A 23,688-nucleotide genomic window follows, 5' to 3' on the forward strand; every position below is an offset into this window, starting at 1 on the left:
AAAACCCCAAAGCTGATCAGGCTTTGGGGTTTTTATTTAGCAACTAACTTAAACACTAACCATTAACTGTTTATTAGCTACTAAATAACCTCTAGATGGTATTGTTTATAGGTTTACATAAATCCGCCTCCAGATTTAGTGTCATCATCTCTTTGTTTTCTTGCTTTTGCTTTATAGTTTCCGCCACCAAAACGGTACGCTAAACGTCCAGAAATTTGTTGGCTTTCCCAGTTAAAACGTCCCATTTGAGCATAAGGTCTGTCTCCTTCAAATTGTGCGTACATAGTATCAAAAATATCGTTGTAACTTAAGCTAAAGCTAGCTTTGTTTTGTAAAAAGCTATAACGCATACCTAGGTTTACCATAAGCATATCATTCATTTCAAATTGAATGTTTTTATTTTTTCCGCTATACATTCCAAAAGCAGAAAAGCTAAGATCTTTTGTAACTTTAAAGTTGTTAAATGCTCTAACATTCCAAACAACATTGTCTATTTTAACAGTATTTAAAATAATATTTTGATTGGTGTCAAAAGACTCGGCTAAACTTTTTTGGGTTTGCGAAAACAAATCAAAACTAGCATTTAAACTCCACCATTTTGTAGGTCTGTAGTTTGAAGATAACTCGATACCATAAGCAGTAGAGTTATCAAAGTTTAGATCTGTAAAAATTAATCTATTTGTATCTGTTCTGTCAATTAATATGGCTTGTTGTATTTCGTCTTCAATAATTCTGTAAAATACTCCAGCTGTAATGCTTCCATTTTCTAATTGTCTTGTGTAATTAGTTTCAAACGAGTTTGTAAACTGTGGACGTAACGCTTGGTTACCAAACTGAGAGATTAAAGGCGTGTTCCATTCTGGTAGTGGATTAACCTGATTAATACCAGGACGATCTACACGTCTGCTGTAATTAAATTGGTACGCGTTTTTCTCGGATGGTGTGTAGGTTAAAAATCCAGAAGGGTATAATCTAAAATAATCATTTTCAAACGGAATGTTAGTTTGCTCATTAGACGCTAAATCTTTTTTGTAAGCCTCAGAGTCTACATTAACAGTCTCTGCACGTAAACCTAATTGGTAGCTCCATTTGTCTAGGGTTTTTCCATATGTTGCGTAAGCAGAATAGATGTCTCTAGTGTAATCAAACGTTGTTGTAGTAGGTATATATTGTCCTAATTGATTAGTTTCTCTGGCATCAGATTGATAAAAAATATTGGTATTAAACAATCGTGCTTGCAAGCCTACTTCTAGTTTTGCAGATTCAGATAAAGGGTTGCTATAATCTAAATTTATAGTTGTGCTTTGTCTATCTGTATCTGTGTCTTCAACAAAATTTGGACGTTGCGAGCTAAAAAAAGTGTTTTTAGTATATCCAAAACCATTGTAAGTATCATGATCAACTTCTAACTCGATACTATGACCTTCATCATTTATGTCATGCTTGTAGTTAAAGTTGTATTGTTCAGAATCGTTATCGTTGTCGTTTCTTGTAAACTGAGATTCGTTTAAAGACGGATTAGCTAAATAGTTAATACCAGAATTTACGTTAACCCAACCATCAAATAAGTTTTGATTGGTAAAGACTGAAATCGTATTTTTTTCATCTAAATAATAATCTACACCAACCTTAAATAAGTGTGATTTGTTATTATTTAAAATTTCAAATTTTTGCTGAATATTCTGTTCAATTCTGTTTATTTCACCAAAATTAAAGTTTTTAGTCACACTATTATTGTACGATCCATAGACATTAAATTTTCCGTTACGGTAATTGGCATCAATGGAGCTGTTAAATTTAGCTTCAATATCGTGTGATAGTCCAATATTTATGTTTCCGTTAAAGCCAATTTTTGTGTTTTTATGAAGCACAATATTTATTAATCCACTCATGCCTTCAGGATTATATTTAGCACTTGGATTAGTAATTAACTCGATACTTTTAATAGAAGACGACGGTATTTGTTTAAGTAATTGCTCTGCAGGAATGTTAGACAATTTACCATCCACCATAACTCTAACGTTTTGGTTACCACGTAAGCTAATAGATCCAGTTTGTTGGTCCACACTAACGGATGGTAGGTTGTTCATAATCTCGCTAGCAGTAGCTCCAGCAGTCTGTAAATCTTTACCAATAGTAATGACTTTACGGTCTACCTTTTGCTGTATTGTTGAGGTTTCTGCAACAATAGTCACTTCGTCCAAATTGGTTGCAGCCTCTTCTAAATTTATAGTTCCTAAATCTATTATTTTGTTGTCATTACTAATAACAATAGTTTTATTTTGAGGTAAAAAACCTAGATATTCAATAGTAACAATGTTAGTACCTTCTGGGATTTGCTTAACTTCAAATTGCCCATCGTTATTTGTAATACCACCAGTAATTAATTTGTTATTGGTGTCTTTAACAATTACATTTACATAAGGTAAGGGTTGGTCAAGTGTTACGTCTAATACAGTACCAGTAATGGTTCCTATTTTGGGCGAATCGTTTGTGTTGTCTTGTGCTTGAATACTATAGGCTACCAATAGTAAAGCAATGGTGAGTAGTTTTTTCATTTTTGATTTTGATTGATTGATGAAACTTGGTTATGCTATAAAGACGCCTTAATTAGTAATCTGTTACGCTTGAATAACATTTATTTTAAAATTTAACATTTATGAATAAGAAAACTTTAGTACTTGGCGCTTCATTAAAGCTAGATAGATATAGCAACATTGCGTTACGCAAATTGGTTAAGTATGATCATGATACTGTGGCTTTCGGGATGAAAGCAGGAGAGGTGGTTGGTGTTACCATTGATACGCAATTACAACATTATGACGCTTTAGATACTGTAACATTATATTTAAATCCTTCACGACAAAAAGACTACTACAATTATATAGTAAGCCTAAATCCAAAGCGCGTAATATTTAATCCTGGTACAGAAAATCCAGAATTATATCAAATATTAAAAGCAAACGGAATAGACTATGAGGTTGCTTGTACTTTGGTATTATTATCTACAAATCAGTATTAGGTTTCGCTTTCGCGGAAATTAAATACAGGCCTAAACAAGTTATAAGTCCATTAAGAGGAAGGATTTCCCAATGGAAGGCGTATTTACCAATAAAACTATCCGGAAAGTTTGCAGGAAGCTCTGTAATAAAATAGGTAATTAGTATGGAAGCCAAGCCAACAATCCAAGCATAGTTGTCTTTAATGCTTCGTTTGGTAAGTATACCAAAAGTAAATAATCCTAATAAAGGACCATATGTAAAGGTTGCAAATTTAAAAAGGTTATTAACGACGCTTCCTTCTAATTCATTAAAAATAACAACAACAATAATCAGTAATAAAGAGACACCAATATGTACTTTTTTACGTAAAGGTTTTTGTTCGGCTATTGGCAGTTTTTCAATATTTAAAAAATCTATCGAAAACGACGTTGTTAATGAGGTTAACGCACTATCTGCACTACTATAAGCAGCAGCAATAAGTCCAATTAAAAAGGTAATTTGTAATCCTAGACCCAACCCTTGATTCATTGCTATTTCAGGAAACAATAAATCGGTACGTACTTTATCATCTACCTCAGGTATTGAAACGCCAAACTGCTCTGAATAAATAAAAAGCAAAGCACCTAATGATAAAAATATAACATTAACAAAGACCAATAGTACAGACATGCTAAACATATTTTTTTTAGCATCTTCAGGATTTTTACAGGTTAAGTTTTTTTGCATCATATCTTGATCTAAACCAGTCATTGCGATGGTAATAAAAATTCCGCCAATAAAATATTTCCAAAAATAAGTACTGCTATTTACGTCATCAAAAAAGAATAGTTGACTTTTTGATTTAAAAGATGCTTTACTAAAAACCTCAGTTATAGACCAGTCTAATTTGTTTACAATTAAAAATATAGCCACAATTACAGAAGTTAACATAGCTAAGGTCTGCAAGGTGTCTGTCCAAACAATTGTTTTAATACCACCACGATTAGTATACAACCAGATTAATGCAATGGATATAACTACGGTTATCCAAAACGGAACACCTAATTTTTCAAAGACAATATATTGCATTGCTAAAGCCACTAAAAACAATCTAAACGCAGCGCCTGTAACACGAGATAGTAAAAAGAAAAAGGCACCAGTTTTATAGCTTACTATTCCAAAACGTTGTTCTAGATATTGATAAATAGATGTTACGTTAAGCCTGTAATACAACGGTAAAAGTACTAGTAATACAATTAGATAACCCACAAAAAAACCAAAAACCCCTTGCATATAGGCAAACTGTTGTCCAGCAATCAAACCTGGAACAGATATAAATGTTACACCAGATAGTGATGCGCCAATCATACCAAAAGCGACAACGTACCAAGGGGATTGTTTTTTACCTTTAAAAAACACGTCATTTGAGTCGTCTTTACCTGTAAAATAAGAGATTAAAATTAGCACTCCAAAATAGGCTGCTATTAATAATAGTATTTGTATTGAAGTCATAAAAGGGTTTTATCAGTGCCAAAGTACAAAATTACTAAAAAGGACTTTAGTTTATAACACTTAAAAGTTTTTAAGTAAGTAAAATTGTTTTAAAAATGTTGTTGAGTATTAGTGTATTCTTAACAAAAATAAATTCGTGAATCATTAGTAAAAACCTTAATTTTGTGGCTATGGAATTTTCTTCAAAACTTCTTGAAAATGCAGTAAACGAAATCTCGCAATTACCAGGTATTGGTAAGCGTACAGCTTTGCGTTTAGCTTTGCATTTGTTGCGTCAACCTAAAGAGCACACACATAATTTAAGTCATGCCTTATTAAATATGGTAAATGATTTAAAACTATGTAAGTCATGCCATAATATAAGTGATAACGAACTATGCGATATTTGCTCTAATCCATTAAGAAAGGATGATGTCGTGTGTGTTGTGGAGGATATTAGAGATGTGATGGCTATAGAAAATACAGCGTCACATAAAGGGCTTTATCATGTTTTAGGTGGTAAAATATCGCCAATGGATGGTGTAGGTCCACATGATTTAAACATCCCTAGTTTGATCCAAAAAGTAAAAAGTGGACAGGTTAAAGAGTTGATTTTTGCTTTAAGTCCAACTATGGAAGGTGATACAACCAACTTTTATATTTACAAGCAAATTAAGGATTATAGTATAGAAACATCAACGATTGCTAGAGGAATCTCAGTTGGTGATGAGTTGGAATATGCAGATGAAATTACCTTAGGACGAAGTATAATTAATAGAATTCCGTTTGAGTCTTCGTTAAAATTATAAGCTAATAAATGGAGCATCAATTAGCCATTTTATTGCCTCACTACAATAATATTGAAGGGTTAACAGCTACATTACATTCTTTATTAACCGAAACGGAACCGTTTACATTAATTATTATTGACGATGGTAGTAATAACCAGAAGCAAGTAGATGGCGTAATAGCTTCTTTTAAGTCCAAGTTGGATATTACCTTATTAAAGCAACCAAAATGTCTTGGTGTAACTGCAACCTTAAATAATGGTTTAAATTATATTCTTAACCAACCTCATTTTAAATATATAGCAAGACTAGACGCAGGAGATAAGTGTATTAATAATAGATTAGTAAAACAACTGCAGGCATTACAATTAGATCCCAAGTTAGGATTAGTCTCTAGCTACGTTACTTTTATAGCAAAGGATAATAGCTTTTTATTTAATTTTAAACCACCATTAACTCATAATAAATTACAAGAAGCCATTTATAAATACAATCCATTTATCCATCCTGCTGTAATGTATAAGACGGAAGTTGTTAAAACTATTGGGTTGTATCCAGAAAATTATCCAGCTCTTGAAGATCATGCTTATTTTTTTAAAGTAATTAAACATTTTAAAACTATGGTGCTGCCAGAGTTATTGTTAGAGTATGAGGTTAATCCAAATAGTATTTCTAATTTAAAAAGAAAGCAGCAAACTAAAAGCAGAATTAAACTACTTAAGGATAATTATAATTATACATTTACTGCAACTTTAGGTTTGGTTAGGGCTTATGCGACTAGTTTGATACCTAAAAGTATTTTACTATACTTTAAAAAAACTTTTTTTATAAATAAATGAAAGTACTAACATTAAATACTGAAACTTTTGAAAAAGAGAGTCTCAAATTAATTTCTAAACTTGAAGTTAATCCAGATTTAGTTGTTGGTATATTGTCAGGAGGAGGTCATGTGTTGGAAGCTATCAAACAGCATCCCAATGTAAAAAGTAGTTTATTTGAATTAGTAACCTTACAAAGACAATCTACAAATGTTAAACAGCGCTTTTTAAAACCTGTTTTATCCATATTTCCATATTCTATCTTAAATTGGCTTCGTATTTTAGAGTCTAATAGTGTGAAAGCTAAAATTTCTAATTTAAATTTAGAAAAATTACAGGATAATACCATAGCATTTGATACAAGAAATACAATAGCAAAACCCATAAAAAACATTCTTATTTTAGATGATGCTATAGATAGTGGAAAAACCATGTTTGTTGTTACAAGTAATTTGCAGCAAAAGTTTCCTAAAGCAAAAATAAAAATTGCAGTATTAGCTTGGACAATTGATAGTTCAATAATAAAACCAGATTATTATTTATATAATAACACATTATTAAGATTTCCTTGGTCCAATGATTATAAACGAAAATAAATCAAATAAAAAAGTTATTGTAGTAGACTTGGATGGTACGTTGTATAGCATTAATACCTTTCACTTTTTTATCAAATATTTGGTGCGTTTTAGTATAAAAACATTTAATGTTATACTGCTTTTTAATCTTGTAAAAGCTATGTTTTTAAGGTTGTTTGGCTTTATTAATCACTCTAAAATGAAATATATTATTCTAAAGGCAATTAAAGGAAATAATAAAATAAATTATGAAGCTTTTGTGTCTAGTTTGTCAAATTATAAAAACCATTTAAAAGTAATTGAAGACACCACATTTGATATTAAAATTTTAGCAACTGCAGCGCCAAATTGCTATTCAAAAATCATTGCTTTAAACGAAGGGTTTGATGTTTGTTTGGCAACTAATACACCAGTAAAAAACTATAAATCCGATTTTGAAAATGTTAGAGAAGTTAAAAAGCAGGCAGTTACCACTTATTTAAAAACATTAGGCAGTAATCACGTTGATACTGTAATAACGGATCATTTTGATGATTTACCATTAATTAAGATAGCTCAACACGTTATTTTAGTAAATCCCAATAAAGAGACTAAAAATATCTTAAAACAAAACCAAATATTTTTTAATATTGTATAATAAAAATACTATTAACGTTTTTTTAAGTTGATGTTTTAAACTTATTTAACCGTTTGATTGATTTTTTTATTAATTTTGCAATTCAACACAGTAAAAAGACTATTAGATTATTAATATGGCAAGATTTGAACTTAAATTACCAAAAATGGGAGAGAGCGTTGCAGAAGCAACGATTACCTCATGGTTAAAAGAAGTTGGTGACACTATAGAAGCAGATGAGGCAGTTTTAGAAATTGCAACAGATAAGGTAGACAGCGAAGTACCAAGTGAGGTTGACGGTGTTTTAGTAGAAGTACTATTTAATGTGGACGATGTGGTTCAGGTTGGTCAGACCATAGCTATAATTGAAACAGAAGGAGAAGGTGGTGCTACAACCGAAGCTGTTAAGCAAGACAATAGTCCTGCTCCAGAAACAGAAGCAGTAAAAGAAGTATCTAAAACGGTTGAAGTTGCGCAACAAGCAGCAGCTCCAATAGCATCAAACGATGATCGTTTTTATTCGCCATTAGTAAAAAATATGGCTAAAGCAGAAGGTATTGCGCAATCAGAACTAGATGCAATTACAGGAACAGGAAAAGATGGTCGTGTTACAAAAAATGACATGGTTACTTATCTAGAAAATAGAAGTAGTCAACCAGCTAAAGCAGCAGCACAACCTGCTACTTCAGCACCTGCACCAAAACAACAAGCTAAACCTCAGGCTCCAATGCAAGTTGCTGCTGGAGATGAAGTTATTGAAATGACTAGAATGGGTAAATTAATTGCTCATCATATGGTAGAGTCTACTCAAACTAGTGCACACGTACAAAGTTTTATTGAGGCAGATGTTACTAATATTTGGAACTGGCGTAAAAAAGTTAAGGATAGTTTTGCAAAACGCGAAGGTCAAAACTTAACCTTTACTCCAATATTTATGGAAGCTATTGCTAAGGCGTTACGCGACCATCCAATGATGAATATTTCTGTTCAAGGAGATAAGATTATCAAAAAGAAAAATATTAACCTTGGTATGGCAGCAGCTTTACCAGATGGTAATTTAATTGTTCCTGTTATTAAAAATGCAGATCAATTAAACTTAGTAGGTATGACTAAGCAAGTAAATGATCTTGCTGGACGTGCTAGAGAAGGTAAGTTGGCACCAGATGATATTCAAGGTGGTACTTATACAGTAACTAACGTTGGTACTTTTGGTAGCATCATGGGTACACCAATTATTAGTCAACCGCAAGTTGGTATCTTAGCTTTAGGTGCAATACGTAAAGTGCCTGCTGTAATTGAGACGCCAGATGGAGATTTTATCGGAATCCGCTATAAGATGTTTTTATCGCACAGTTATGACCATAGAGTTGTAAATGGAGCCTTAGGAGGACAATTTGTTAAATCTGTTAAAGATTATTTAGAGTCTTGGGATAAAAACAGAGAGATATAAATAACATAAAGTATTTTATAAAAAAAGCACAATCATTTGATTGTGCTTTTTTGTGTTTAATAACATTAGGTTATAATAGTAAGCATCTTATAAATATGACCATAGCATGTAGGCTAAAAATAGCAGATGGATAAGTAATGTGATTTTGGCAAACCGTTTTAAATTTGGTTTATGTATCCAAATGGTAGAAACTATAGAGGTTAGTGTTAAAACAACTAACGTTATGTCCAGTTGGTTAATGTTTTTAAAAAGATTAAACCAACCGTTTAAAAAAGAAAGCTGTCTATCTGTTTGATTACTAATAGTATTAAAAACAAATATCCAGGCACCTATATAATACACATTTAATAACGCGACTAAGCTAGAAAACAGTCTGTTAATCCTCATGCCTTATTTATTAGTTGTATTGTCGGTAATAATTTGTATTAATTGATCAGTATCAGGTGTGTTACTATTGCTCATGTCTACAGTAAACGTGTTGTCTATTTGGTAGACCGTTAAGTTATTATTCTCAAACGTATGATATTTAAATTTTGAAAAAGTCAATCGGTGTTCTTTAAAATAACTATTAATCCTAATAGTCATACCTAATTTGTTCCATTGCACATAGTTTTTTCTAAAAACTTTATTCAAAAAATAAAGTGCAAAAAGTATGTATCCAAAACGTTGTATTCTTTTAATCCAAACGCCATCAATTGCATCAGTAGCTTGAAAAATAAAACCTGAAAAGATGCATAATAGTGCCACTATAAAAACAGTTTTAGATAACCACGAATTCTTAAAGTTAGAAAGATTGTCAAAGTATATTTTTTTCATAATAGGGTAAGAATAATTAATTTAAAACCAATTAGGTAGCAGTATTTGTTAATTTAGTCCTTCGCGTAAAGCTTGAATAAACTCATCTAAACTAGTGATATTGTTGTAAAGTTTGTCATCAATCTTTAAAATAGGGATTTGGCTAAAGTCACTTTTAGAATTAATGGATTTAAATTCTTTAATTATTTTATCATAATGTGTTGTGTCTTTATCTAGGTTATATTCGGTGTAATTAATCTTATTTTTTGTTAATATGTGTTTAGCATCAGGACAAATCGTGCAGTCGTCCTTAGTGTAAAGTGTGACCTCTTTGTTATGCAATGCTCTGTCTAATTTAAAATCTATAATTTCAAAATCTTTATCAATCTCTAGGCTATAAGACACTTCGTTAACCACTAAAATGTAGGTGTATTTTCCTTCGGTATTATTTAGTTTCACCATGGTTAATACACGTTTTTTGCTATTACCAGGAATAGTCTCTAAAATCGGACGTTCACTACTACGTCTAAAATCATTAGTTTCAACTTTTAAAAAAACATCATAAGATATGGAGTCGGTATTTTCAATATAAAGCTCGTATCGTTTTCCTTTTACCTCTTCTTTTATAGAGACATGTTTATGATTGTTCTGGGAATAAACAGTCATGGTAGTAAAAGTGATAAGCAGCTGTATAAGGTTTCTAATCATTTTCAAAGTATTACAAAGTAAAAGTAACAGATTAGAATTATATTTGCATAAACCATACCAATAAATTCTTTTATGTCATTAAACTTAACAAAACCAATTTGCTTTTTCGATTTAGAAACTACAGGAATCAATATTACCAACGATAGGGTTGTAGAGATTTCTATATTAAAAGTGTTTCCTAACGGAAATATAGAGAGTAAAACCTGGTTAGTTAATCCAGAAATGCCAATTCCAGCTGTAGTGTCTGCAATTCATGGAGTTACTGATGAGAGAGTTGCCAACGAGCCTACATTTAAGCAATTGGCACCAGAGATTAATGCGATGATTAAAGATGCAGATTTAGCAGGCTTTAATTCTAATCGTTTTGATATTCCGCTTTTAGCGGAAGAAATGCTGCGCGCAGATTTAGACTTTGACATGAAAGGTCGTGTTGCTGTAGATGTGCAAACAATTTTTCATAAAATGGAACAACGTACTTTAGGTGCAGCGTATAAGTTTTATTGTGATAAAAGTTTAGAAAATGCACACACTGCAGAAGCGGATACGTTAGCAACATATGAGGTTTTAAAAGCTCAGGTAGAGCGTTATGACGAACTTGAAAATGATACAAAATTTTTAGCCGAATTTAGTTCTCGCAAAAAATTTGCAGATTTTGCAGGTTTTATAAGTTATGATAAGGAAGGACAAGAAGTGTTTTCTTTTGGAAAGCATAAAGGCAAATTGGTAACAGAGGTTTTAGACAAAGAGCCTGGATATTTTGGATGGTTACTTAATGCAGATTTTCCGTTGTACACTAAAAAAGTGCTGACAGCAATTAAATTAAGAGCTTTAAATAATAAATTTTAAAACATGAAATTAATTTGCATAGGTCGCAATTATACAGACCATATCAAAGAGTTAGAAAACGAAAAACCTACAGATCCTGTAGTGTTTATTAAGTCTGATAATGCCATACTTTTAAAAAAACAACCCTTTTTTATTCCAGATTTTTCTAATGATGTGCATCATGAAGTAGAGGTTTTGGTTAAAATTACCAAACTAGGAAAACATATTGATAAAAAATTTGCTCATAAATATTATGATCAATTAAGTGTAGGAATAGATTTTACTGCTCGTGATTTGCAAAAACAGTTAAAAGAAAAAGGTTTACCATGGGAAAAAGCTAAATCTTTTGATGGAGCTGCAGTAATTGGTAAATGGATTGATAAGTCAGAATTTTCTGATGTAGATAGTTTAAATTTTAGGTTAGAGAAAAACTCAAGTGTGGTTCAAACCGCAAACACAAGCCTTATGCTTTGGAAAATTGACGAATTGATAGAATATGTCTCAAAATATTTTACTTTAAAGATTGGAGATATTATATTTACGGGAACACCTTCAGGAGTTGGCAAGGTAGTTGCCAATGATAAGTTAAAAGGTTATCTAGAGGATAAAGAACTATTTTCTATAACAGTTAAATAATACATGGAACAACATTACAAACTACATAGACTAAAAGAATTAGCAGACGACGATCAAGAGTTTATTTTAGCTTTAGCTTCAACATTTATAGATGAAGTACCAAGTGATGCTAAAGTGCTTAAATTGGCAGTAGAAAACAAAAATTATCTATTGACTTATCAAACAGCACACAAAATGAAACCTACAGTTGATATGTTTGAGTTAGGTATACTTGACGATATAATTGAGGTGCAAGATTGGGGTAAATTTGAGAAAAAAGAGATCGATATTACCGATAAATTAAACATCGTTTTAGCAGCTATTGATAATGCAACTAACGAGATTATTCAAGATTTTAATTTATAATGCAAGCAGAAATAATTACCATTGGTGACGAGATTCTAATTGGGCAAGTAGTAGACACAAACTCAGCATTTATAGGTAAAGCACTAAACTCTATTGGTGTTTCTGTTTATCAAATTACCTCTATTCAAGACGATAGAGAGCATTTGTTAAAAGCATTTGCTGAAGCAGAAAACAATGCAGATATTATCATTATAACAGGTGGATTAGGTCCAACAAAAGATGATATAACAAAGCATACTTTAGCAGATTATTTTGAAGATACTTTAGTTCAAAATGATGAGGTTTTACTCCACGTAGAGCAGTTATTTAAAAAGTACATCAACCAACCCATTTCCGAAATTAATAAAAAACAAGCATTAGTGCCAACTAAAGCAAGAGTGCTAATGAATAGGTTTGGAACAGCTCCAGGTATGTGGTTAGAAAAAGGAAATAAAACCTTTATTTCTTTACCAGGTGTGCCATACGAGATGAAAGCATTGATAGATAATGAAGTGCTACCTAATTTAGTCAAAAAGTATAAACGACCATATATTTTGCATAAAACCATACTAACCTATGGATTAGGTGAAAGCGTAATTGCAGAACGTATAGAAGCTATAGAAGACGCACTTCCAAAACATATTAAATTGGCCTATTTACCAAGTTTAGGTAAAGTAAGATTGCGTTTATCAGGTAAAGGTGAGGACGAGGCTAATTTAGCTTTAGATATTCAAGTTGAAATTGATAAAATATTACCATTAATTCAAGACGTTTTTGTCGGATTTCAGGATAATGATGAAGGTTTAGAGCTAAGTATTGCAAGACAATTAACAAAAAAAGGACAAACTTTAGCGTTAGCTGAAAGCTGTACAGGTGGAAAATTAGCAGAGCAATTTACGTCACATTCTGGTGCTTCACAATTTTTTAAAGGCGCAATTGTTAGTTATGCCACACAGACTAAAATTGATCTTTTAGGTGTTCCAGAAGCGTTGATAAATCGTCATTCTGTGGTCAGTTTAGAGGTTGCAGAGGCTATGGCAACCAATATTAGAAAAATAATTAAAACAGATTACGCTGTTGCTACAACAGGTAACGCTGGACCAACAAAAGGAGACTCTGACGCAGAGGTTGGAACTGTTTTTATAGCAATAGCTTCAAAAAACGGAGTAAAGGCTTATAAATTTAACATGGGAAACCATAGAGAACGCGTCATAAATAAAACAGTAAATAAGGCTTTAGAGTTGCTTCAAAAAGAAATTTTTGAAAATTAATTATTTAGCTATTGCCAAATAGTAAATAATTAGTATATTTGCACCTCGATTTTTAATAACATATTTTTAAAGTTATAAAGTAATGTCAAGAGTTTGTGAACTTACAGGAAAGAAGGCAATGGTTGGAAACAACGTGTCTCACGCGATGAATAGAACAAAGCGTACATTTGATGCTAATTTGATAAAAAAGCGTTTTTATCTTCCAGAAGAGGATAAGTGGGTAACTTTAAAAGTATCTACATCAGCATTAAAAACAATCAATAAAATAGGTATTGCTGCTGCTTTGAAAAAAGCTAGAGCAAACGGATTTATAAAATAATTACCCAATTAGGTAAATTAAAGTATTATGGCAAAGAAAGGTAATAGAGTACAAGTAATATTAGAGTGCACAGAGCACAAAGAGTCTGGAAAGCCAGGAACGTCTCGTTATATTACAACGAAGAACAAAAAGAACACTCCTGATAGAATGGAAATTAAAAAATTCAATCCTATCTTGAAGAAAATGACCGTACACAAAGAAATTAAATAATATTCCCTTTAAGGAATACTAAAACATATAAGTCATGGCAAAGAAAACCGTAGCATCTTTACAGACATCGTCTAAAAGATTATCAAAAGCAATTAAAATGGTGAAGTCTCCAAAAACTGGAGCTTACATGTTTGTTGAATCAATTATGTCACCTGAATTAGTAAAAGATTTCTTAGATAAGAAATAATTTTACTCTATTTTAATATAGTATTAAGCTGCTTACCTTTGGAAAGTGGCTTTTTTGTTTTTAAAATATTACGTTACTTTACATTATAGAAATATGACAATGTAGCAGTCCTGTAAATTAGGCTTCATAATTGTTATGTTGATTATTATATAAAGTGATTAATAGTATACAACATTAATTTAAAGTTGTAAAATATACATTTATAAGTGATAGATTTACTTATAATTATTACAGTATATTAAACCTTGATCTCTTTTTAGGGATCAGTATATAAACAAAAACAATAATTTGAAATGAGTTTTTTAAAAAAATATTTTCTTCAGAAAAAAAGAAACCTTAGATAAAGGCTTAGAAAAATCAAGTACAAGCTTTTTAGGTAAATTAAGTAAAGCTGTCGCTGGAAAGTCTAAAGTGGATGATGCAGTTTTAGATAATTTAGAAGAAGTATTAGTCTCAAGTGATGTTGGTGTTAATACCACTTTAAAAATAATAGAACGTATTGAAGCTAGAGTATCTAAGGATAAATATCTTGGTACAGATGAGCTTAATAGAATATTACGAGAGGAAATTGCTGGCTTACTGTCAGAAACTAACTCTGGTGAGGATACAGAATATAAAATTCCGCAATTACCTAAACAACAAGATGGATCTAAGACACCTTATGTTTTAATGGTTGTTGGTGTTAATGGAGTTGGTAAAACAACCACTATTGGTAAATTAGCTTATCAATTTAAAAAACAAGGGTTAAAAGTAGTTTTAGGTGCAGCAGATACTTTTAGAGCTGCAGCTATTGATCAATTACAAGTTTGGGCAGATCGTGTAGATGTACCTATGGTACGTCAAGATATGGGAAGCGATCCAGCTTCAGTTGCATTTGATGCCTTACAGTCTGGAGTTAATCAAAATGCAGATGTTATTATTATTGATACTGCTGGTCGTTTACACAATAAGGTTAACTTAATGAATGAGCTTACTAAAGTTAAACGTGTCATGCAAAAAGTTGTTGGAGATGCACCACACGATGTATTATTAGTTTTAGATGGTAGTACTGGTCAAAATGCTTTTGAACAAGCCAAGCAATTTACTGCTGCAACAGAGGTTACAAGCCTTGCAGTTACTAAATTAGATGGTACTGCTAAAGGTGGTGTCGTGATTGGTATAAGTGATCAATTTCAAATTCCTGTAAAATATATTGGTGTTGGAGAAGGTATTGAAGATTTGCAAGTATTTAATAAGTTTGAGTTTGTAGATTCTTTCTTTAAATAAGCATGTCTTTTATTTCCGATCGAATTTTTAGAATTATTACTGTATTTATAATACTTTATTTGTTAGTAGCAATTGGTAGTAATGTGGTTTTTGCTATAAGTTCTTTTTTACAACCTAAAAGTCCTTTAATTCCTGAAGAATTAATCTACTATTCGCTTTTTCCTTTAGTAGTTTTAATACCGCTTTTTACATTTTGCATTTGGTATTGTTGGAAAAGTCTATTAAAAAAACTCTTAATAAGGTAATAATTACTTTGATTTTTGCAATCTGTTTATTCTATTTTTTCTATCCTAATATTGTATTTGATGGACTATACAGCATTATTCCTTATGAAATATAAATTTATTAATTAAATACGTTGTTTAATTTCTCCCAAAGCGCATTATCATAACTTGATAAAGCAAAATTAGAGTCGTCAGCTGCTTCTCCCATTCTTACAATAACCAAATCTTTACTTGGTACAATGTATAGTTTTTGGTCATTTTTACCCAAAGCACAATACATATCGCTTGGACCATTAGGAATTAATTCACCCGTAAATTCAACCTGAGTTTGTGGTAGATGATAGCTAGACTTACCATTTAACCACCATAGATAGCCATAAGCCTGATTAATACTTTGTGAGGTGTTTGTTGCCTGATTTAAAAATGCTTCAGATACAATTTGTTGGTTGTTCCACTGGCCATTTGCATAAATCATTAAACCAAATCTAGCCATACTTCTGGTAGTACTCCAATAAACACTTAAGTCTCCTATAGTAATCCAAGTACCTGTCATACCAATTTTATTTTTTAAGTTTTCATCAAAATAATCCGACCAACTTTGATTGCTAACTGCAGCAACAACATCTTGTAGTTTGACGTATACATTGTGGTATGCCCAACGATTACTTGCGTCTGCAACATATTGTAAGTTTTCTGGCGCAACACTATCGCCTAAAGTATCATCTAAACCTGAGGTCATAGATAATAAATTAGTACAAGTAATTAAATTTTCTTTATCAATAGTAATGTTAGTCCAACCAGCGCCTAAATAATCAGATACTTTATTATTTATATCTAACAATCCTTGGTCTTGAGCAATACCAGTAAGAGTTGTAGTTAATGTTTTTCCTGCACTTGCCCAATACCAAGGATCAGTTAAAGCATGATCATTAAAATACTGCTCAAAAGCAATTTTTCCTTTATGTAAAATTATAAACGATTTGGTGTTTGTGTTTTCTAAAAATGAAGATAATTCAGCTAAAGCTGAAGTATTCCATTGTAACTCGGAAGGTGTTTTAGTATCCCAAGTATCACTATCTAAAGGAGGGAAATATATGTTTTGCGCGTCATGATTTTCATTTAAATCTGTGTCATCTTTTGATGTGCAACTTAAACTAATGATGGTTAGTAAACTAAAAATTAAATAGGTTGGTTTCATACTATTAGTTTTTTATTTGACCAATATAAATCAAAATGGTTTAATATCTGTTATATTAAAATTTGATAGTATCTTTGCAGTCCAAAAATGAGGTATGAGAACAAAGTCACTTAAAAAGAACAAAATCAACGTTATAACTTTAGGTTGTAGCAAAAATGTCTACGATAGCGAAGTCCTAATGGGACAATTAAAAGCTAACGGAAAAGAAGTTGTGCATGAGGAAGAAGGTAACGTAGTAGTTATTAATACCTGTGGTTTTATTAATAATGCAAAGGAGGAAAGCGTGAACACTATTTTAGAGTACATGCAAAAAAAGGAAGATGGAGAGGTTGATAAAGTCTTTGTAACAGGATGTTTAAGTGAGCGTTATAAGCCAGAATTACAAAAAGATATACCTAATGTAGATCAATATTTTGGGACTACAGAGTTGCCAGGTTTACTTAAAGCTTTAGGTGCAGATTATAAACATGAGTTAATAGGAGAGCGTTTAACAACTACACCTAAAAACTATGCCTATTTAAAAATTGCAGAAGGTTGTGATAGACCATGTAGTTTTTGTGCGATTCCATTAATGAGAGGTAAGCACAAATCTACGCCAATTGAAAATTTAGTTACGGAAGCTGAAAAGTTAGCAGCAAATGGCGTTAAAGAATTAATCTTAATTGCTCAAGATTTAACGTATTACGGTTTAGATTTATACAAAAAACGAAACTTAGCAGAATTACTTGAAAACTTAGTTAAAGTTGAAGGTATTGAATGGATTAGATTACATTATGCTTTTCCAACAGGTTTCCCAATGGACGTGTTAGATTTAATGAAGCGAGAGCCAAAAATTTGTAATTATCTAGATATTCCATTACAACATATTAGTGACGATTTACTTAAAAGTATGCGTCGTGGTACTACCAAAGAAAAAACAACAAATCTAATTAAGCAGTTTAGAGCTATCGTCCCAGAGATGACTATTAGAACAACATTAATTGTTGGTTATCCAGGCGAAACGGAAGCACATTTTCAAGAATTAAAACAGTGGGTAAAAGATATGCGTTTTGAGCGTTTAGGTTGTTTTACTTATTCTCATGAAGAAAACACACATGCCTATAACCTGGAAGACGATGTGCCACAAGAAGTGAAGCAAGACAGAGCTAACCAAATTATGGAAATTCAATCTCAGATTTCTTGGGAATTAAATCAAGAAAAAATCGGAGAAACCTTTAAAGTGGTTATTGATCGTAAAGAAGGTACTTATTTTGTAGGTCGTACTGAGTTTGATAGTCCAGATGTAGATAATGAAGTGTTAATAGATGCAACTGACACGTATTTAAAAACAGGAGAATATTACAATATTAAAGTGACTGAAGCTGAAGATTTTGATCTTTATGGTGAGTTAGTAAAAGCTTAAATTATGGCGTTCAAAATAAAACAATTTGAATGTTAAATCTAAAAAAGTATATTTACAAAACTAAACAAACCAAAAAATGAAAAAATCAGTATTAAAAACAGTAGTAGTAGCTTGCTTTTTTATGTTAACAGCTTGTGGTGGTGGAGGACCAGAAGGTGCTACAATTAGCTTTTTAGAAGCTATGTATTCTGGAGATTTTGAAACAGCTAAAAAACATGCAACGACAGACACAAAATCTATGTTGTCTATGTTAGAGTCTTTTGGCGCAAAAGACCAATTTGCAGATAAGATGAAAGAAGCAGATATTTCTTTTAAAGTAGTTGATACTAAAATTGATGGAGACAAAGCAGTATGTACTGTAAAAATGTCAAGTAGTCAAGATGAAAAAGATCAAGATATGCCAATGAATCTTATTAAAGAAGAAGGGAAATGGTTGGTAAGTATGGACAAAGAGTCAATGAATAAAGAAGGCTTAGATAAAGCTAATAAAGAAACAGGAAATCCTGATATGGAGTCTGATGACGATATGGATGAGGAAATGATTGAGGAAGATGATTATGAGGCTGCTGAGTAAATGTTAAAAACCACTATAAAAATATCACTAGTCTTAGCTGTTATTTTTTTAGCATATAAATTTTTAAAGACGATTCAAACAGACCGTATGAATCGTCTTTTTTGTATAAATTATCGCCTAAAGAAAAAGCTAAACTTCAAACTGGAGATATTATTTTAAGACGTGGTTATGGTTTTGTAAGTACTATGATTTCTAAAATGATGAGTGAGGACTATGATGTAACTCATCTAGGTGTTGTTATCAAGCAAAATGATAATTTAAAAATTGCACATGCGCTGTCAAGTAGCGTATCTAATCAGGATGGTTTACGTTTGCAGGCAATAGATTCTTTTGTGCACAATTCTCATGATAAGACGATTTTGGTCACTAGATTAAAAAATATAGATACAATTAAACAAAGTAAAATTGTAAAGCAAATTGATTATTACTATAAAAAACAATTACCCTTTGATCATAGCTTTAATTATAAAGATACTACTGAGCATTATTGCTCTGAGTTAATTTGGCGTATATATGAGCATAATTTAAATATTCTGCAAGTAGCAGATAGTATTACAGATCAGCAAAAATATAATACACTTAAAACGTTTTACGATCCAAATTATTTTAATATTATAATCAATCACCAAAAGTAAAATAATCTAGTTTTTTTCGACTTGCCTTTTAATTTTCTTAATAGCAGTTTCAATAGATTTTTCAGGCTCTATAATATTATATTCGCCCCAAAAATCGGGATCTCTAAAGCCGGAAACTTGGTCTTGCAAAATACTATTTTGTTTAAGTTTTTTAGACTGTGTATTGGTTAATAAATCCTTATTTATATTCCAATCTGTTATAGCCATTTCACTTTGTAATGTATATCTACTATTAAACCATCGGTTATCCCAATTAACTTTAAAAGAGATTAATATATTGCTATAAGCAAAATACCATTTGCCATCTTTTGTTCTGTAATTAACCTTGTAAGCAGCTTCAGTTGGATATACATTAGCTTTTCTTGGTTTTTTTCTCACAAATAATTTGGTGGCTTCGGTTTGATTTTCAACATTTAAATTAAAAACAGCACTAGTTAAAGCATAATTATTAGCTTCAATATAAAGTGTGCCATAATACAAAGGTCTATAAATATTTTCTTTTTGTTTAAAATTTACAACATAAACTAATTGATTATCAACCTGAGTAGATCTACCAAAAGTAAACGTGTAGTCACTCAGGGTTTCATCATTAAAAATGTATTCAGGATACTTAATAATGTCAGTGTGTAAACTGCTAAAGGGACCTCCTTGAATTTTAAGTGCTATGGTATCTAACCTTGAGTAATCTGTGTTTTTTCTAGCCTTTATTAAAGTAACATTGTCATTTTTGCTAGAGTTATAAGACGATTTATTAATGCTAACAATGGCTTCAGATAATGATGCATTTCTGTTACGTTTTTTAATAGTTTCTCTATAAAAACCTGTCATAAACACAGTTTCAGTAGCGTAGTTTTCTCCTTTTAGGTTTAATACTTTCTTTACTAATTCTTCTGCATCTTTAGGTGCTGCAATATCTATAGCAGCCAATACTGTGGCTGCCTCTTGTAAATATATTTTAGTATCAGTTGGTTTAAATTCTGATAAAGCAACTTCTAATTTTTGATACCCTAAATAAGATATTGTTACATTGTTTTGTAACAGGTCTTCTGGGACTTTTAACGTAAACTCGCCATCACTATTAGCTATAGTACTAACGTTGGAGTTGGTAATAATTAAATCGGCTAATGCTAAAGGATTATTGGTAGTTTTATCTAATACTATTCCTTTAAATTCGGTTATATTTTGACTAAAACCAAAAAAACAAGTTAGTAGTGTAAAATAGACTATGTAGTTTTTAATGTTTAAAGGTAGTACAGTTGATTTCACTAGTGTTGTGTTTGCAGATTATCTTATAAAGTTACTCAAATTTCAACACTTTACTCTTGGGTTTTATGTTAATTTTAAGACATACTAAAGGGCAAACTGCCTTATCTTTACAGCAGATTAATTTGTAACTATGCCAACAGACTGTATACCCTTTAAAGAAACAGGATATTTTTCTCAATTAATTTGTGATTATTTAGCTGAAGCTGAATCACTAAAACCGTTTTATAATAGGTTTCCTAATATCAAAAACTTTGAAGCTCAAATAAAACAGAAGCAAGATAATTTTTCTCAAGAAGGTAGAGTAGTCTTAGTAAAAACTTTGCAAGAGCAATATAGCCTACTGGAAACATCAGAAGCTACAGACACTAACATTAAGTTATTAGCAGACAATAAAACCTTTACAATTACAACAGGTCATCAGCTTAATTTATTTACAGGACCATTATACTTTTTGTATAAAATTGTGTCTACAATAAATTTAACTAAGCAATTAAAAATACAATATCCAGAATATAATTTTGTGCCTATCTATTGGATGGCTTCAGAGGATCATGATTTTGAAGAAATAAATTATTTCAATTTTAAAGGCAAAAAAATACGCTGGAACAAAAATGCTTCAGGAGCAGTTGGAGATTTAGATACTACTGGTTTAGATAACGTGTTAGACCTTTTAGCAAAAGAGTTAGGGATTGGTCAAAATGCTAAATTTTTAAAATCACTATTTGAAAACGCTTACTTAAAACATGATAATTTAGCTAAAGCCACGCATTATTTAGCAAATGCATTATTTGGTGAGCATGGTTTGGTAATTATAGATGCTAATAATAAAGATTTAAAAACATTATTTATACCTCAAATTAAAACAGAGTTATTTAATAATACATCATTTCAAAAAGTTACTGAAACATCAAATCAATTAAGTCAAGTATCAGAAAATTACGCTATACAAGTAAATCCTAGAGATATAAATTTATTTTACATCACTAAAAATGTAAGAGAACGCATTGTTTTTAAAGATCAAAAATATTCTGTTTTAAACACGTCAATATCTTGGACTAAAGAAGAGTTGTCAAAACATATAGACCAGGCTCCAGAATGTTTTAGTCCTAATGTAATTATGCGTCCATTGTATCAAGAAGTTATTTTGCCAAATTTATGTTACATTGGTGGAGGTGGTGAGCTAGCTTACTGGTTTCAGTTAAAAGCTAATTTTGAAGCTAATAATGTGGTTTTTCCAATATTACTTTTACGTAATTCTGTTTTGATAAAAACAAAACAGCAAGCGGATAAACTTAAAAAATTAAGCATATCTGATAAGGACTTGTTTTTAAAACGTGATAGTTTTATTAACAAAAAAGTACGAGAAATTTCTAATATTGATATTGATTTTTCTGAGCAAATTCAACATCTAAAATCACAGTTTCAACAACTTTATAAGCTAGCAGAATCAACGGATAAGTCTTTTGTTGGTGCAGTAGCCTCTCAAGAAAAAAAGCAAATTAATGGGTTGGCACATCTTGAAAAAAGATTGTTAACTGCTCAAAAAAGAAAACTTAAAGATCAAGTAGAGCGTATTACCGATTTACAATACCAATTGTTTCCTAATTATAGTTTGCAAGAACGTAATACTAATTTTTCAGAATTATATTTAGAATTTGGTACGGATTTAATACCTCAGTTAATTAAAAATTTAAAACCTTTGCAAGGTCAATTTTTAATTCTTGAATTATAAGCCATGCATAAAATAGATTTAGATTTAGTTGAAATGACGCTAGACGTCATGAAATATACAATAGATCGTATTTCAAAAACTGAAGACGTCATTGGTAAACCTCAAAAAGCCGAAACTTTAAAAGCGCTTGTAGGAGAAACAGTGACAGACAAAGGTATTGGTGGCGAGACTGCTTTTAACTTATGGAAGCAACATTTAATGCATGCCAATGTAAAAATTGATCATCCACGTCATTTAGCATTTGTGCCAGCATCTCCAACCAGAGCCTCTATTTTATTTGATTTGGTAACTTCAGCATCAAGTATTCATGGTGCGTATTGGATGGAAGGAGCAGGTGGTATTTTTTGCGAAAACGAAGCCATGAAGTGGATTGTATCCTTAACAGGATTACCACAAGGTGCATTTGGAGTATTTACTAGTGGTGGTACTGCAGCAAACTTGTCTGCAATTGTTACAGCACGCGAGTATTGGAGAAGTTTAAACGATGACAACAAAAATCAAAAAGGGTTAATCATTACCTCAATTGGTGCACACTCTTCAATCAAAGCTATGGCTAAAGTGGTGGATGTGGATGTATTGTTGGTAGATACAGAAGACCGTTTAAAAGGAGACGCTTTAAAGCAAACTATTTCAGACTTAACGACACACCAAAGACAACGTCTATTTGCGGTAGTTGCAACAGGAGGAACTACAAATGCAGGAATTATTGACGATTTAGAAGGTATTGCAAACATTTGCGAAACAGAACATTTATGGTTGCATGTAGATGCAGCTTATGGTGGTGGTGCGTTAGCAGCAGACTCTGTTAGGCACTTATTTAACGGAATTGAAAAAGCAGACAGCATTACCATTGATCCACACAAATGGATGTTTTCTCCATACGATTGTGGTGCTGTAATATATAAGCAACCAGAATTAGCTAAAAAAGCGCACGCACAGGAAGGTTCCTATTTAGATATTTTTAAAGACGAAGGAGCACATGGTTTTAATCCAACAGATTACCAAATACAACTAACACGTCGTGTACGTGGATTACCGTTATGGTTTAGTCTAGCTACTCATGGTACTGACAGGTATAAAGAAGCTGTGGAGCGTGGTTTGGAATTAGCAACCATAGCTGGACAGTTAATAAAAGATATGGATCATGTAGAGCTTGTAAGAGAGCCAAGCTTATCTTGTGTGCTTTATAGACGTAAGGGATGGACACCAAATGACTACAGAGATTGGACTTTTAAAAATCACGATAAAGGCTTTGCATTAGTAACACCAACCAAATGGAAAACAGGAGCTACTTTTGAAACCGTTTCTCGTTTTTGCTTTATAAATCCAGACACAACTACTCAAGATATTAAAGCAATTTTGGAGTCCATGAAATAGTATTTGTTAATTGTTAAAAA

At 31.5% G+C, this 23,688-nt stretch carries 24 protein-coding genes and 1 pseudogene; 19 read left to right on the top strand and 6 right to left on the bottom strand.

Features of this window, described 5'->3' with window-relative positions; genetic code table 11:
• Positions 1 to 113: 113 nt before the first annotated feature.
• Positions 114 to 2,558 carry a TonB-dependent receptor gene (locus AC0L3M_RS00715; RefSeq protein WP_473431475.1) on the bottom strand — a complete coding sequence of 815 codons (2,445 nt, stop codon included), beginning with the start codon at positions 2,556 to 2,558 and terminating at the stop codon, positions 114 to 116.
• Positions 2,559 to 2,659: 101 nt separating this feature from the next.
• On the opposite strand from AC0L3M_RS00715, the gene AC0L3M_RS00720 reads away from it, so the two are divergent.
• The gene (locus AC0L3M_RS00720) at positions 2,660 to 3,022 is read left to right on the top strand and encodes a CoA-binding protein (RefSeq protein ID WP_473431476.1); all 363 of its coding nucleotides are present in this window, start codon (positions 2,660 to 2,662) and stop codon (positions 3,020 to 3,022) included.
• On the opposite strand, the gene AC0L3M_RS00725 is transcribed toward AC0L3M_RS00720, so the two are convergent.
• Positions 3,006 to 4,493: a sodium:solute symporter gene (locus AC0L3M_RS00725; RefSeq protein ID WP_473431477.1), complete on the bottom strand. Its 1,488-nt coding sequence runs from the start codon at positions 4,491 to 4,493 to the stop codon at positions 3,006 to 3,008. The genes AC0L3M_RS00720 and AC0L3M_RS00725 overlap by 17 nt on opposite strands.
• Positions 4,494 to 4,663: 170 nt before the next feature.
• Here AC0L3M_RS00725 and recR point away from each other — a divergent pair, with 170 nt between their 5' ends.
• The 5 genes from recR (at position 4,664) to AC0L3M_RS00750 (ending at position 8,719) form a co-directional block, all read left to right on the top strand.
• On the top strand, positions 4,664 to 5,281 hold the full coding sequence (gene recR, locus AC0L3M_RS00730; RefSeq protein ID WP_292943880.1) for a recombination mediator RecR: 618 nt from the start codon (positions 4,664 to 4,666) through the stop codon (positions 5,279 to 5,281).
• Positions 5,282 to 5,289: 8 nt separating this feature from the next.
• The gene (locus AC0L3M_RS00735) at positions 5,290 to 6,099 is read left to right on the top strand and encodes a glycosyltransferase (protein WP_473431478.1); all 810 of its coding nucleotides are present in this window, start codon (positions 5,290 to 5,292) and stop codon (positions 6,097 to 6,099) included.
• Entirely contained in the window at positions 6,096 to 6,674 is a 579-nt protein-coding gene (locus AC0L3M_RS00740) for a phosphoribosyltransferase family protein (protein ID WP_473431479.1), read from the top strand. Before AC0L3M_RS00735 ends, AC0L3M_RS00740 begins: the two co-directional genes overlap by 4 nt.
• Before the next feature lie 178 nt (positions 6,675 to 6,852).
• Positions 6,853 to 7,290, top strand: a complete 438-nt coding sequence (locus AC0L3M_RS00745) for an HAD family hydrolase (protein WP_473431480.1) — start codon at positions 6,853 to 6,855, stop codon at positions 7,288 to 7,290.
• A 115-nt stretch (positions 7,291 to 7,405) separates the two neighbouring features.
• A complete protein-coding gene (locus tag AC0L3M_RS00750) occupies positions 7,406 to 8,719 on the top strand; it encodes a dihydrolipoamide acetyltransferase family protein (RefSeq protein WP_473431481.1) in 1,314 nt (437 codons plus the stop codon).
• A gap of 390 nt (positions 8,720 to 9,109) precedes the next feature.
• Here AC0L3M_RS00750 and AC0L3M_RS00755 read toward each other — a convergent pair whose 3' ends face one another.
• Together AC0L3M_RS00755 and AC0L3M_RS00760 are read right to left on the bottom strand one after the other, a co-directional pair.
• Positions 9,110 to 9,535, bottom strand: a complete 426-nt coding sequence (locus AC0L3M_RS00755; protein WP_473431482.1) for a hypothetical protein — start codon at positions 9,533 to 9,535, stop codon at positions 9,110 to 9,112.
• Between the two features lie 48 nt (positions 9,536 to 9,583).
• Positions 9,584 to 10,222, bottom strand: a complete 639-nt coding sequence (locus AC0L3M_RS00760; protein ID WP_473431483.1) for a glutaredoxin family protein — start codon at positions 10,220 to 10,222, stop codon at positions 9,584 to 9,586.
• 72 nt (positions 10,223 to 10,294) lie between these two features.
• Between AC0L3M_RS00760 and AC0L3M_RS00765 the strand changes: the two genes are divergently transcribed.
• The 8 genes and pseudogenes from AC0L3M_RS00765 (at position 10,295) to ftsY (ending at position 15,260) form a co-directional block, all read left to right on the top strand.
• Positions 10,295 to 11,068: a 3'-5' exonuclease gene (locus tag AC0L3M_RS00765; protein WP_473431484.1), complete on the top strand. Its 774-nt coding sequence runs from the start codon at positions 10,295 to 10,297 to the stop codon at positions 11,066 to 11,068.
• Positions 11,069 to 11,071: 3 nt separating this feature from the next.
• On the top strand, positions 11,072 to 11,683 hold the full coding sequence (locus AC0L3M_RS00770; RefSeq protein WP_145000353.1) for a fumarylacetoacetate hydrolase family protein: 612 nt from the start codon (positions 11,072 to 11,074) through the stop codon (positions 11,681 to 11,683).
• A gap of 3 nt (positions 11,684 to 11,686) precedes the next feature.
• Entirely contained in the window at positions 11,687 to 12,028 is a 342-nt protein-coding gene (locus AC0L3M_RS00775; RefSeq protein WP_145000351.1) for an Hpt domain-containing protein, read from the top strand.
• Complete coding sequence (locus AC0L3M_RS00780; RefSeq protein ID WP_473431485.1) at positions 12,028 to 13,278, top strand: competence/damage-inducible protein A; 1,251 nt, start codon at positions 12,028 to 12,030, stop codon at positions 13,276 to 13,278. The genes AC0L3M_RS00775 and AC0L3M_RS00780 overlap by 1 nt, the downstream gene beginning before the upstream one ends.
• An 82-nt stretch (positions 13,279 to 13,360) precedes the next feature.
• On the top strand, positions 13,361 to 13,597 hold the full coding sequence (gene rpmB, locus AC0L3M_RS00785) for a 50S ribosomal protein L28 (RefSeq protein ID WP_028282774.1): 237 nt from the start codon (positions 13,361 to 13,363) through the stop codon (positions 13,595 to 13,597).
• A gap of 27 nt (positions 13,598 to 13,624) precedes the next feature.
• On the top strand, positions 13,625 to 13,807 hold the full coding sequence (gene rpmG, locus AC0L3M_RS00790) for a 50S ribosomal protein L33 (protein WP_028282775.1): 183 nt from the start codon (positions 13,625 to 13,627) through the stop codon (positions 13,805 to 13,807).
• Between the two features lie 34 nt (positions 13,808 to 13,841).
• On the top strand, positions 13,842 to 13,994 hold the full coding sequence (locus AC0L3M_RS00795) for a DUF4295 domain-containing protein (RefSeq protein WP_145000347.1): 153 nt from the start codon (positions 13,842 to 13,844) through the stop codon (positions 13,992 to 13,994).
• 310 nt (positions 13,995 to 14,304) lie between these two features.
• Positions 14,305 to 15,260: pseudogene (ftsY, locus tag AC0L3M_RS00800) on the top strand (signal recognition particle-docking protein FtsY).
• Between the two features lie 345 nt (positions 15,261 to 15,605).
• Here ftsY and AC0L3M_RS00805 read toward each other — a convergent pair.
• Positions 15,606 to 16,682, bottom strand: a complete 1,077-nt coding sequence (locus tag AC0L3M_RS00805) for a serine hydrolase domain-containing protein (RefSeq protein ID WP_473431486.1) — start codon at positions 16,680 to 16,682, stop codon at positions 15,606 to 15,608.
• Between the two features lie 94 nt (positions 16,683 to 16,776).
• Between AC0L3M_RS00805 and rimO the strand changes: the two genes are divergently transcribed.
• The 3 genes from rimO (at position 16,777) to AC0L3M_RS00820 (ending at position 19,293) form a co-directional block, all read left to right on the top strand.
• Positions 16,777 to 18,084, top strand: coding sequence for a 30S ribosomal protein S12 methylthiotransferase RimO (gene rimO, locus AC0L3M_RS00810; protein WP_145000341.1), 1,308 nt, complete (start codon positions 16,777 to 16,779; stop codon positions 18,082 to 18,084).
• A 76-nt stretch (positions 18,085 to 18,160) separates the two neighbouring features.
• Positions 18,161 to 18,658 carry a DUF4878 domain-containing protein gene (locus AC0L3M_RS00815; RefSeq protein WP_145000339.1) on the top strand — a complete coding sequence of 166 codons (498 nt, stop codon included), beginning with the start codon at positions 18,161 to 18,163 and terminating at the stop codon, positions 18,656 to 18,658.
• Positions 18,659 to 18,759: 101 nt separating this feature from the next.
• Complete coding sequence (locus AC0L3M_RS00820; protein ID WP_473431487.1) at positions 18,760 to 19,293, top strand: YiiX/YebB-like N1pC/P60 family cysteine hydrolase; 534 nt, start codon at positions 18,760 to 18,762, stop codon at positions 19,291 to 19,293.
• Positions 19,294 to 19,299: 6 nt separating this feature from the next.
• On the opposite strand, the gene AC0L3M_RS00825 is transcribed toward AC0L3M_RS00820, so the two are convergent.
• Complete coding sequence (locus AC0L3M_RS00825; protein ID WP_473431488.1) at positions 19,300 to 20,559, bottom strand: carboxypeptidase-like regulatory domain-containing protein; 1,260 nt, start codon at positions 20,557 to 20,559, stop codon at positions 19,300 to 19,302.
• Between the two features lie 130 nt (positions 20,560 to 20,689).
• Between AC0L3M_RS00825 and bshC the strand changes: the two genes are divergently transcribed.
• Positions 20,690 to 22,291 (top strand): bacillithiol biosynthesis cysteine-adding enzyme BshC, encoded by a 1,602-nt coding sequence (gene bshC, locus AC0L3M_RS00830; protein WP_473431489.1) that lies wholly within the window; start codon positions 20,690 to 20,692, stop codon positions 22,289 to 22,291.
• A gap of 3 nt (positions 22,292 to 22,294) precedes the next feature.
• The gene (locus AC0L3M_RS00835) at positions 22,295 to 23,668 is read left to right on the top strand and encodes a pyridoxal phosphate-dependent decarboxylase family protein (protein WP_473431490.1); all 1,374 of its coding nucleotides are present in this window, start codon (positions 22,295 to 22,297) and stop codon (positions 23,666 to 23,668) included.
• The last annotated feature ends 20 nt before the right edge of the window (positions 23,669 to 23,688 follow it).

Source organism: Olleya sp. KJ81-1, assembly GCF_055808135.1.